Origin of the sequence: Pseudoalteromonas sp. P1-25, from assembly GCF_001401805.1 — a bacterium.
Classification (GTDB): domain Bacteria; phylum Pseudomonadota; class Gammaproteobacteria; order Enterobacterales; family Alteromonadaceae; genus Pseudoalteromonas.
This window is the reverse complement of record NZ_LKDW01000042.1, coordinates 16,301-27,446: the sequence shown is the minus strand read 5'-3', so window position 1 is coordinate 27,446 and position 11,146 is coordinate 16,301. Positions and strand designations below refer to the sequence as shown.

At 38.7% G+C, this 11,146-nt stretch carries 11 protein-coding genes; 7 read left to right on the top strand and 4 right to left on the bottom strand.

Features of this window, described 5'->3' with window-relative positions:
• Nucleotides 1-322: 322 nt before the first annotated feature.
• Together AN393_RS18190 and AN393_RS18185 are read left to right on the top strand one after the other, a co-directional pair.
• Nucleotides 323-634 carry a hypothetical protein gene (locus AN393_RS18190; protein ID WP_055018819.1) on the top strand — a complete coding sequence of 104 codons (312 nt, stop codon included), beginning with the start codon at nt 323-325 and terminating at the stop codon, nt 632-634.
• A gap of 95 nt (nt 635-729) precedes the next feature.
• Entirely contained in the window at nt 730-1,095 is a 366-nt protein-coding gene (locus AN393_RS18185; protein WP_055018818.1) for a hypothetical protein, read from the top strand.
• Nucleotides 1,096-1,243: 148 nt separating this feature from the next.
• Here the strand turns inward: AN393_RS18185 and AN393_RS18180 are convergent, their stop codons facing one another.
• Both AN393_RS18180 and AN393_RS18175 read right to left on the bottom strand, forming a co-directional pair.
• The gene (locus tag AN393_RS18180) at nt 1,244-2,272 is read right to left on the bottom strand and encodes a methionine synthase (RefSeq protein WP_055018817.1); all 1,029 of its coding nucleotides are present in this window, start codon (nt 2,270-2,272) and stop codon (nt 1,244-1,246) included.
• A 29-nt stretch (nt 2,273-2,301) separates the two neighbouring features.
• Nucleotides 2,302-3,276, bottom strand: a complete 975-nt coding sequence (locus AN393_RS18175) for a DUF1852 domain-containing protein (RefSeq protein WP_055014767.1) — start codon at nt 3,274-3,276, stop codon at nt 2,302-2,304.
• A gap of 557 nt (nt 3,277-3,833) precedes the next feature.
• Between AN393_RS18175 and AN393_RS18170 the strand changes: the two genes are divergently transcribed.
• The 4 genes from AN393_RS18170 (at nt 3,834) to AN393_RS18155 (ending at nt 6,552) form a co-directional block, all read left to right on the top strand.
• Complete coding sequence (locus AN393_RS18170; RefSeq protein WP_055014768.1) at nt 3,834-4,847, top strand: DUF5924 family protein; 1,014 nt, start codon at nt 3,834-3,836, stop codon at nt 4,845-4,847.
• Between the two features lie 71 nt (nt 4,848-4,918).
• Entirely contained in the window at nt 4,919-5,155 is a 237-nt protein-coding gene (locus AN393_RS18165) for a hypothetical protein (protein ID WP_055014769.1), read from the top strand.
• Between the two features lie 17 nt (nt 5,156-5,172).
• Nucleotides 5,173-5,616, top strand: coding sequence for a hypothetical protein (locus AN393_RS18160; RefSeq protein WP_055014770.1), 444 nt, complete (start codon nt 5,173-5,175; stop codon nt 5,614-5,616).
• A gap of 30 nt (nt 5,617-5,646) precedes the next feature.
• A complete protein-coding gene (locus AN393_RS18155; protein ID WP_055018816.1) occupies nt 5,647-6,552 on the top strand; it encodes a cation diffusion facilitator family transporter in 906 nt (301 codons plus the stop codon).
• A gap of 13 nt (nt 6,553-6,565) precedes the next feature.
• Here AN393_RS18155 and AN393_RS18150 read toward each other — a convergent pair whose 3' ends face one another.
• Entirely contained in the window at nt 6,566-7,765 is a 1,200-nt protein-coding gene (locus tag AN393_RS18150) for an Nramp family divalent metal transporter (RefSeq protein ID WP_055018815.1), read from the bottom strand.
• Between the two features lie 637 nt (nt 7,766-8,402).
• Between AN393_RS18150 and AN393_RS18145 the strand changes: the two genes are divergently transcribed.
• Nucleotides 8,403-9,062 carry an NADPH-dependent FMN reductase gene (locus tag AN393_RS18145; protein WP_055018814.1) on the top strand — a complete coding sequence of 220 codons (660 nt, stop codon included), beginning with the start codon at nt 8,403-8,405 and terminating at the stop codon, nt 9,060-9,062.
• A gap of 58 nt (nt 9,063-9,120) precedes the next feature.
• Here AN393_RS18145 and AN393_RS18140 read toward each other — a convergent pair whose 3' ends face one another.
• Nucleotides 9,121-11,136 (bottom strand): TonB-dependent receptor, encoded by a 2,016-nt coding sequence (locus tag AN393_RS18140; RefSeq protein WP_055018813.1) that lies wholly within the window; start codon nt 11,134-11,136, stop codon nt 9,121-9,123.
• Nucleotides 11,137-11,146 lie beyond the last annotated feature (10 nt).

The window sequence follows — 11,146 nt, the reverse complement described above, 5'->3', positions numbered from 1 at the left end:
CAAGTAATAAAAAATTAATTCTGCACCCGAGGAGCATGTTTAGTGGCACAGTTCGGTTCGCTGATTTATATTGGGTGTCAAATTTAATAATTAATTACAGTTCGGTTCGCTGATTTATATTGGGTGTCAGATTTAATAAGATTTAGTAATTATTCAAAACGCCATTTAAAACAATATCAAACACTTCAATCTTCTGTGTAAAAATACAGTAATCAATTGAACCAAAATAGGAACTCAGCTATGGTTTGTTAATCAATAAAAACAAATTTAATAACGAGTTAATCTACAGGCTCATCATATGCCTAAAAGGGAGTTTTAAACAATGAAGCTTTTTCTAATACCATTATCAATAGTTGTTCTTTGTTCTTGCGCTACAACATCAATTCCAGAAGCTACAAAAACGGAAATGGATAGTGATATAAAAAGATATCTAGATTATAGGAATCAGAAAGCTTATGCAGTTGCCGTGGAAAAAGACGGCGCATGGGTAAGTGGCTATGGGTATGGATATCCGAATCAAGAACTCGCCAACAAAAGAGCTTTACTAGAGTGCGAATTACAAAAACATTCTCGTAAAATTAGTGCAGACTGTTTTGTTCTTTATGAAGATGGACGTAGAAAAAACGGCATATAACAAAACGCTAAACACGTTCACTGGGACAGTAACGCAGCGGCTCTTCGCAATTATGCAGCTACGTCACTGCTCGTTAGCTTTACAAGGAAAATTTGGTGTTTGATAGGATAAAAGTAGCGATGTCAAAGGGGGTTTGGCACGCTTTGGCGGTAATCATAGTCATGCTATTAGCTGGGCCAGAAATAATGGTAAGTATTGAACTTATGGCCATGGTCGAAGTGCTTGGGGCTTCTACCTTTGTAGTGATGTATCTCTCAGGTATTAAGCTGTTTTTCTCAAAGGTGTGGGATAAATATAAAAATTTTGAAAAACATTCTTTTTTCTTTTTCCCAACTTTTCCTGTTTTAAAAAAAATGCCATCACTGATAGTTCATTCTATTCCTGAGCGGACTGTGGTTTTAGGACTTATTACGTTTATTACTGTTGCAATGTCAATATTTTACATACAAATTTTAATTTAGTTTAGTAAAGCTAAGTAGCACTCTGAATCAACTTTGCTAAATATACGCTTGAGCTTATAAGCCCCTTAGTCGCTATACCCACTAGCGCGCTTATTTTTAAATAAGTGCGCTGGTTTTAATTACATAGCTGGTTTTAAAGTAAGCTTTACTACCCTAATAGCTCTTTTCTTACTATTTCAGCGCCTTTGCTCAATGCATTAAGCTTAGCGTTTGCAACTTCGCGCGAAAGTGGCGCCATGCCGCAGTTTGTGCAGGGGTAGAGTTTGTCGGTATCTACAAACTGCAGTGCTTTGCGTAAAGTAGCGGCTACTTCTTCGGGTGTTTCTATTTCATTGGTGGCAACATCAATAGCGCCTACCATTACTTTTTTACCACGAACGAGTTCGAGTAAATCCATAGGTACGTGCGAGTTATGACACTCAAGTGAGATAATATCAATATTTGATTGCTGTAATTTAGGAAAAGCTTCTTCGTACTGGCGCCATTCATTGCCCAATGTTTTTTTCCAATCGGTGTTAGCTTTAATGCCGTAGCCGTAACAAATATGCACTGCGGTTTCGCATTTTAACCCTTCAATTGCGCGCTCTAAACAGGCAATGCCCCAGTCGTTTACTTCATCAAAAAATACATTAAACGCGGGCTCATCAAATTGGATAATATCTACGCCTGCGGCTTCGAGTTCTTTGGCTTCTTGGTTGAGTATTTTAGCAAATTCCCACGCTAGTTTTTCGCGACTTTTGTAGTGGTCGTCATACAGTGTATCTATCATGGTCATGGGTCCGGGTAGTGCCCACTTTATAGGTTGGTTAGTTTGCGAGCGCAAAAACTTAGCATCTTCTACAAATACGGGTTTTTGGCGGCTAACAGGGCCCACTACGCTTGGTACACTTGCATCGTAACGGTCGCGTATTTTTACGGTTTTTCGTTTTTCAAAATCAACACCGTTAAGGTGCTCTATAAATGTAGTTACAAAATGTTGGCGTGTTTGCTCGCCATCGCTCACTATATCAATACCTGCTAGTTGCTGTGAGTGAAGCGCAATGCGCAGGGCGTCTTTTTTGCCTTCAATGAGTTCGTTGTTTTTAAGCTTCCACGGCGACCAAAGGGTTTCTGGCTCTGCAAGCCATAAGGGCTTTGGTAAACTGCCTGCGGTAGAGGTAGGTAATAATTTTTTCATAATAAGGGTGACCATTTATTAAAATAAGGTTAGACGTTTGCTGATGTAAATTGCTCAAGTACTGATTTATACGGTTTTATAAAATGCTCTTCAGCAAACTTGCCTTGTTCGGCGGCTAATTTACTGCGCTCATCTCTATCGTAAATAATCTGTGTGAGTGAATGGTCGGCATTTTTTAAATTAGGCTTAAAGGCATTACCTGCTTTGGCATTGGCGTTGTAAATTTCTGGACGATAAATTTTTTGAAACGTTTCCATGGTGCTAATAGTGCTTATTAGCTCAAGGTTGGTGTAATCGTTTAGTAAATCACCAACAAAAAACAATGCAAAAGGGGCTGTGCTATTCGCAGGCATAAAGTAACGCACCTGTAAGCCCATTTTTTTAAAGTATTGCTCTGTTAACGACGATTCGTTTGGTTGGTATTCAATGCCTAAAATAGGGTGCTCGTTAGCGGTGCGGTGATAGGTTTTGTTATCTGACACACTTAAGCAAATTACCGGTGGCTTTTTAAAGTGTTGTTTATAGGTGTTTGAACTTACAAACGATTGAAACAACTTGCCATGTAACTCCCCAAAATTATCAGGAATACTAAATTGCGGTTTATTTTTATTATGTTGTTGTAGTAACACGCTAAAGTCGTAGTCACGTACGTACGACGAAAAGTTATTACCAACAATACCTTCTATGCGCTTATTTGTTTTGTTATCAATAATATTTGTTTTTAATATTTCTATAGAAGGAAAGCGTTGGCTGTTTTCATCTAAACCAATATCTACAGAAATAATCTCAAGCTCAAGGTTGTAGCGCTCACCGGTGGGGTTATCCCAATTAGCAAGGGTATTAAAGCGGTTGTTGATCATATTGAGCGCTTTTTTTAAGTTTTGTTGGCGGTGCTCGCCTCGTGCTAAGTTTGCAAAATTAGTGGTAATACGGGTGTTTTCAGCGGGGTGGTAGTTTTCATCAAGGCGCTGACTTTTAATATTAAATGTAATGTTTTTATTCATGGTGACTCTATCCATTTTGTATATTTAAAACCTGAGCCTTTGGTGTGCTCAAAAGATGGTTTTGTAATAAACAGGCTTAATGCTTATAAGCGCTGGCCGATGGATAATTTATACGCTGATCGGTGTTTTAATAAAAACGGTTTAATTTCACATAAAACATGAGTTTGATTCATTTATATAAATCAATGCTGTTACTGAGAGAGCATATCTCTGTGTTTGAGCGTGTAAAACAATTGTACAGCGTCTGATTTTTAGATGTTTAGACGTCTAGGTGGGTTTGTTGTGGTGAATTCATGTTGTGCATTAATAAAATTCAGGCATGGCCGTAACCCTTATTTTAATTAGGGCTTTGTATTACCGTTTTAAAAATTACTGTCATTTTTAAAGGCGTGTTATAGCCAGTTATTCATTATAATAGCGGTTAAATGGGGTTTGTTTTTAATACAACAACTAAAAGAATACCTGCAGGCATCTATGTGTTGTTCATCTACGCTTAGTTACACTGATTTAACTAACTTGATAATAATAAAGATCATTATGCACGGACGTTTAAATAAATGAATAAACTAAAAAATCTCATTACACAATTTATAGTGGCAATGCAAAAAAGACCTGGGTTATTGGCGGTATTGGCGTTTTGTTCAGGAGTTGCAAGCTATGTAATGGTTGATAGAAAAGAGTCGTTCTCGCAGGTTATTGCTATCGTTTTACTTATTAGCTGGTTTTGGTTGATTATCGATAATTGGCTACGCGATAAAGTAGAAGAGCGTTTTGGGGTGGCGGTATCTCCCAATGTAATGCGCTTTGCCCTGCAAATGGTGCAGCAAGAAAGCCTATTTTTTGCGTTACCGTTTTTTTTAGCGGTTACGCAGTGGGATCACCCACAAGCACTTTTTACATCGCTGATTGTTTTGTGTGCATTAATATCGGTAATAGATCCATTTTACTATAAAAAATTAGCTAAAAACCGCACACTATTCACAGTATTTCATAACTTTGCATTATTCGTGGTTTTACTTGTTACCTTGCCTATTTTATTAAACCTAACCACGAGCCAAAGTTTAGCCATTGCACTTGTAACCTCTGTGCTAATTACTTTACCTAGCTTAGCAAACTTAATGCCTGATGCGCGCTGGTGGCGTTTTCCTATTTTAGTTTTAATTTTATGCGCAATAAGTGCTGGAGTTTGGCAGCTTCGCAGTTTTGTACCGCCGGCAGCCTTGCGTTTAACCGATATTACCTTGGCACACAAGATAGATGTAGAGCATAAAAAACCGTTAGGCAGCATTGATACTCTTGATTTATATACACTCCATAGTGAAGGGCTGTACACGTGGACCGCAGTAAAAGCGCCACGAGGTTTAAATGAAAAGATATTTCATGTATGGATACACAATAAAAAAGAGATTGATAGAATTACGCTCAATATTAATGGTGGGCGAAAACAAGGCTACAGAGCATGGACGCATAAAGTAAATTTTCCGCATGACGCTCAAGGTAAATGGCAGGTAAAAGTGGTAACCGAGTCGGGGCAACTTATAGGGCTTACGAAATTTATTGTTACACCTTAAGGCTATAAATACACTGATAAACAAATTTAAATTTGATACGCTATTTTTAAGTTACTTAATGGATGAGTGTTATGAGCATTGCTTTAGATATTTTTATATGGCTAATGATAGAAACCATTTTAGGGTTTATTTTGTACTCTACCGGCTGTGCAATTTTAAACGTATTCACCTTTGGTAAGTTTAAAGCTGATATTAAAGATTATGTGAGCTTTAAGGCAAATAAAGCTAAAAATGTTTACCTAATATGTTTACTTGGTTTTAGCTTTTACGCAGCGTTAATTGGTTTTGTTGCTTATATAAGCCAATAACTTAGGTTTATAAGTATATGAAGTTTAATAAGCTATTGGTTATAGCGGGGCTTTTAAGTTTTATAGCGTCACTTTTACATATTGCCTGTATTTTTGGCGGCCCTGATTGGTATCGCTTTTTTGGTGCTGGCGAACACATGGCGCAGTTGGCTAAGCAGGGAAGTACGTATCCTACCTTTGTTACTTTAATTATATCAGCCATACTTGTTATATGGGGCTTGTATGCGCTCTCTGGCGCAGGTGTTATTTTAAAGCTGCCTTTATTAAAAACGGCTTTGGTATTAATCACTGCAATTTATTTAGTGCGCGGTATTGCAGGTTTAATCATTCCTTTTTTAACTACCAGCCAAATTATTCACCATAACTCTATGCAGTTTTGGATTATAAGCTCAGTTGTATGCAGTATTTATGGGCTGTTTTATTTATTAGGTACGCTTAAATATCTTCGCACACATACATAATTAATGTTATTTACTGATGTAAGGAGTCGTATGAGTCACGATCACAGCCATCATATTACTCATTACAACCGTGCATTTGCTATCGGTGTTTTACTCAATCTTATCTTTGTATTAATAGAAGCAGGCTATGGTTTTTTTGCTAACTCCTTAGCGCTTTTAGCCGATGCAGGGCATAACCTTAGCGATGTTGTCAGTTTATTGCTCGCATGGGGCGCCAATGTGTTAGCTAATAAAGCGGCAACGAACAAACGTACCTTTGGTTATAAAAAATCTACCGTATTAGCATCGTTAATGAGCTCTGTTTTACTTATAGCTGCACTTATCAGCATAGCTTGGCAAGCAATTGAGCGTTTTAATAACCCTCAGCCGGTTACCGGCATGACGGTTATTGTGGTTTCGCTTATTGGTGTAGTTATTAACACATTAACTGCATTGCTGTTTGTACAAGGGCAAAAGCACGATTTAAATATTAGAGGTGCTTTTTTACATATGGCGGCCGATGCTGCGGTGTCTTTAGGTGTGGTTATTGCCGGCATTGTTATTTTATTTAAAAACTGGCAGTGGGTAGACCCTGTTGTAAGTTTGAGTATTGTAGTGATTGTGTTTATTGGCACATGGGGATTATTTAAAGACTCGCTCAATTACGCCACCGATGCCGTCCCTAAAAATATTAGTATAGAAAAACTAAAGCAGTATTTTTTAAGCATTGAGCATGTTGAAGGTGTGCATGGTTTACATGTGTGGCCACTAAGTACCACAGAGTCTGCGCTTATTGTTCACCTAGTAACAGAGAACAACGCATTAAATAACGACTTTTTAATTGAAGTACAGCACCATTTACATGACCACTTTGATATTGAACATGCCACCATTCAGGTTGAAAGCAGCCAGGGGAGCGAAGGTTGTATGTTTAACCATGGGCATGCCCATGGTTAAACGTTGATTAGTTTTAAAAAATCAACCCTGATAGCTTGTAACAACTTAACGAAAAAATAAGTAGTAGCACGGGTAATATAACTACATTTAAAAGTGTTGAGTTGGTGTATTTGCCCATTACTGTTTTTTGGTTAACTAACCACACCAAATACGCGGTAATTATGGGCAGTAGTAATCCATTTGCAGCTTGTGCAAATATAATCACCGCAACAGGGTCAAGCCCCAATGAAGCCACAAAAGCACCAAAAGCTAAAATAGTAATGGCGACTGTTTTAAAACGGCTGTTACTCATTTCGCTTGACCAGCCAAGCATGCCACATACAGCATACGCGCCAGCTAGTGGGGCTGTTATTGCGCTGGTTAACCCTGCAGAAAATAAACCAATAGCAAAAAAGTAGTGCGCTGCTTCGCCAAGAAGAGGCTCAAGTTGTACGGCCATATTTGCTGCACTAATTTTACCGGCATCGGTGCCATAAAAGGCAACAGATGCGGTTGATAAAATGGCAAGGGTGATCACACCACCGAGCGTAATAGATAAACCTGTGTCTAAATTAGTTTGTTTAATAACAGTGTCTTTATCACTTTTAGAATGATCTTGCGCTGCTAAAACACCAGAGTGCAAAAATAAGTTATACGGCACTATGGTTGTGCCAATTAAGGCAAGTACTGTTGTAATTGAGCCACTTGGCATTGTAGGTATAAACCCAGTAAGTAACTGAGTAATGGGTGGCGCAGCCATAATTAATGTAGATATAAATACCAGGCTCATAAGGATCACCAGCAGTATTAATGCATTTTCTACCACTTTGTGTTTACCGCTGTATAAAAGAATGGCACTGCATATAGCAATTACGGGTGTCCATATTTGCGCACTTACCCCTGGGAAAATACCAACGAGCCCCATACTTGCACCACTGAGGTTTCCGGCTTCATAAGCAGCGCTGCCTACACCAATTGCACTTATTACTAAAAAGCTAGCAAGTGCTTTAAGATAAGGGGTTTTAATGTGAGCACGTAACGCTTGCGCTAAATCTTGCCCTGTTGCTACGCCTAATCGAGCAGCCATAGACTGCAACAAAATAGTGGCCATAACCGAAAAGAGTAATGTCCAAATTAATGCAAATCCAAAGTTTGCACCGGCAACACTTGCCGTGGTGATTGTTCCGGGGCCAATAAATGCAGCTGTTACAAGTAATCCTGGGCCAAATCGCATACTGTTACCTTAATATTTGCTTTTAAATTTAGAACAACGTTTTATTACGTTGAACCTAGATTGCTGCCACTATATGTGCCATGCAGCGAGAGCCCACCTTGGCTAATTTTTATAACAGGGTTATCAAAAAGCCGCGTAGGATACCAACTTATAAATAGAATTAAAGAGCCAAATGTTTACTTGCTGGTAAATTACACAATACGCTTAAATTGTATTTATATTTCAGCAATGTGCATAATCTATCCTACCCATAGATTGTAATACGAGCAAATAACGGTACATTTAAAAGTGTGAGCTATTTGCTAACCCTGCCGGGTCTGTAGACTTTTCAGGGTTAAAATTGCAGGAACCTATTTGGTATTTAGGTAAGTGTTTGAGCAGGCTTCGAAATCTTTGCTCGGTTTTTATTTATTATTACATGAATATAAGTGATTAGAATAACTTAGCCGCAGTTATTTAGGGCACTGGGTTTCACACTTCACGCTGTGATTAACTAGCTCCTAGTTTGAACTAATCTTAGTCCGCAAAGGTCAACAAACTCCAATCAAAATATGTTGTTATTTAAATGATCCTTTTCTTTTGATCTAACAAGACTTAATCCATAAAGTGTAATAAGTTTTTAAATAAAGAGGCATCTATGAAATTTTTAGTTTTTTTAGGCACCATCAGAGATAGCACGCCACCCAAGCCAGCTCGGTTAGGTGAACGCGTGGCTAAGTCATGCCTTGAATGTTTAAACGAGCGTTACAGCGAGCACGAGTTTGAGCTTATAGACGCGCTCGATTTTCCTTCTGAGGATGTATTTAAGCCTCATTTTGCCTATGCAAAAAGCCAAGCTCCTGAACATTTAACAGCTTTAGCAGATAAAATTAGTCAAGCTGATGGCTATATAATGGTAAGCCCAGAGTACAATCATAGTATGAGCCCAGCATTAGCTGATTTATTAAATCATTTTGGTAGCTCGTTGTTTTCGTATAAGCCAAGCGCTATTGTCACTTATTCGGCAGGGCAATGGGGAGGGCTTAGGGCAGCAATTAGTTTACGCACTTTTTTATCTGAGCTTGGGTGTTTGCCGGTTTCAGCGATGATTCATGTACCTAAGGCGCAAGAGCGGCTAAATAACGATGGCTCAACGTGTGAGAGCGAAGATAAAAAATCGTGGTTTAATTATTATTCGCGTACTTTTAGCCAACTTATGTGGTGGGCACAGGCGTGCAGTCAGCAGACTAAACGTGTCGATCCTCACAGTATGCTTAAAAGCTTTAAGACAGATCCATCTGAGCGAAACGCACCTTAATGTTGTAATAAGGTGCGATTTATACGATGACTGTATTTATACACAGTACCTTGCTCAATTAAAACAATAAGCTAATTGATAAGCGGGCTGTGCGAGGTTCAATTGGATGAAAGTGGTTATCTTCAACACCTTGCGCAGGCTCGCCCGGTAGGCGCGAAGCGTAGTAGTAATCTATATCGTGATCGGTACTGTTAAATAAATTGAGTAGTTCTAGGTCGATTTTCCAGTGCGTTTGTTTATAGCTAATAGCACTATTGACTACCGTTAATGGGTTTGACCGTTTATCACCGTCATCCGTTAATGTACGTTTACCAATATGGCGTACTCTAATTGATGACTGCCATTGTTCACTTATATGCCAGTTTAAACCTGTACTTGCTACTACCGGCACAGCCCCTTCTATGTAGTTATTTTTATCATTAATATCTAAGCGAGAATGCGTGAACGAGGTTTCTAAATCAAGACTAAACCTATCGTTTAGCCAATAATAAGCACTTAGCTCTAACCCATAACGTTTAGATGCATCACTTGGCTCTGTATTACCGGCATCGCCCACAAATAATAGCTCTGAGTCGAGGGTTAACCACCAAAGTGCAGCCGATATATTATATTTTTTATCATCAGCAAAGCGTAATCCAATTTCAGCGCCTTCACTTTTTACTAATAGGTCGACTTGCTGTGCCGGTTCTTCTGTAATTGGGTCAATTGTAATTGTAGAGCCTCGTGCATCGTTAGAATGAAATGATTGACCCCAATTAGCATAGACAGCGAGCAAATCAGTGAAACGGTAATTTAAGTTTGCTTTAAAACTAATTAAATCATCGTTTGTTTTACCTGAGTTTACAGCAGTAATACTAGTAACGTTTGTGTCAAAATAGTCGTACCTTACACCCGCGGTAGCCTCAAATTTTGGGGTAAGCAAAAATTTAGACTCCCCATAGGTTGAGTAACTAGTTTGCTTGAGTGCGTCTTGCCTTACTGTACTAAGTCGTTTTCTGGCTTTTGTGTTATAAAGCCCTACGTTATCAATGTCATCGTGGCGAAGCTCAATCCCTGTAGTATGTTGCATGATTATAGCTTGTGTTTGCGTGTCGAACTGATAGCTTACATTAGTGCCATAAATAGTGCGGCTATCTTGCTGATTAAATTGATCGCCATTAATTGGATCATTTAAAAAGTAACTAAAATTAGAATACAGATTTAAATCGTAATTAATGATATAAGCGCTGGCTTTAACATGCTCACTTTGCCAGTTAGTTGATAAACTATAACGGCTAGAACTGCCACCAAGGGTGGTATCTAGTGAGCCTAATTGATTTATTATACCTTGGGTTACAGCCCGCTTAGGAATTTGATCTGCTGAGTTCCATGCATTGTCATAAGCCATTGCACTTATTGAAAGCTCCCCATTTAACGCTTTACCAATATAGCGTAATAGGGCATTTTTTTTATTCACGTCTTCGTTTATTTTGTTCCATGGGCCGTCGTAACCTTGCCATTCAGCTGCTGCAATTAGTTTTCCTGTTGTAAGGTTTGTAGAGCCAAGTACTACAGCACGCTTATAATTATCCTCTCCTATGCTAAGCTCGATTTGTTGATGCTTTAAATTGTCAGCCAATTTAAACTGTGCACTCCCAGCACTTGAAAAGTCACCTCGTGACGCACTGTATGACCCTTTTTGATAATTTATAGTTGAAATAGCTTCTGGGATAATAAAATTAAGATCGGTATAACCTTGGCCGTGACCATGGCTTCGCATATTGATAGGCATGCCCTCAATGCTGGTGGCAAAATCAGTACCGTGATCGAGGTTAAATCCTCTAATAAAGTATTGATTCGCTTTTCCAGATCCACTGTGCTGAGTGACTGTCATACCCGGTATAAGCTCTAACATTTCGGCGCTTCTGAGCATCGGGCGTTGCTGTATTTCACCTTGGCCAATAATGCCGCTCGAGGCACTTATAGAGTTACCAATTAATCCATCTCTATGCCCATACACTGTAATGGTTTCAATATTTGCGTAGCTAGGTGTGTAATAAAACGCGCTTATTGAAAGTATGACTACATTTTTCATGACTAAAATC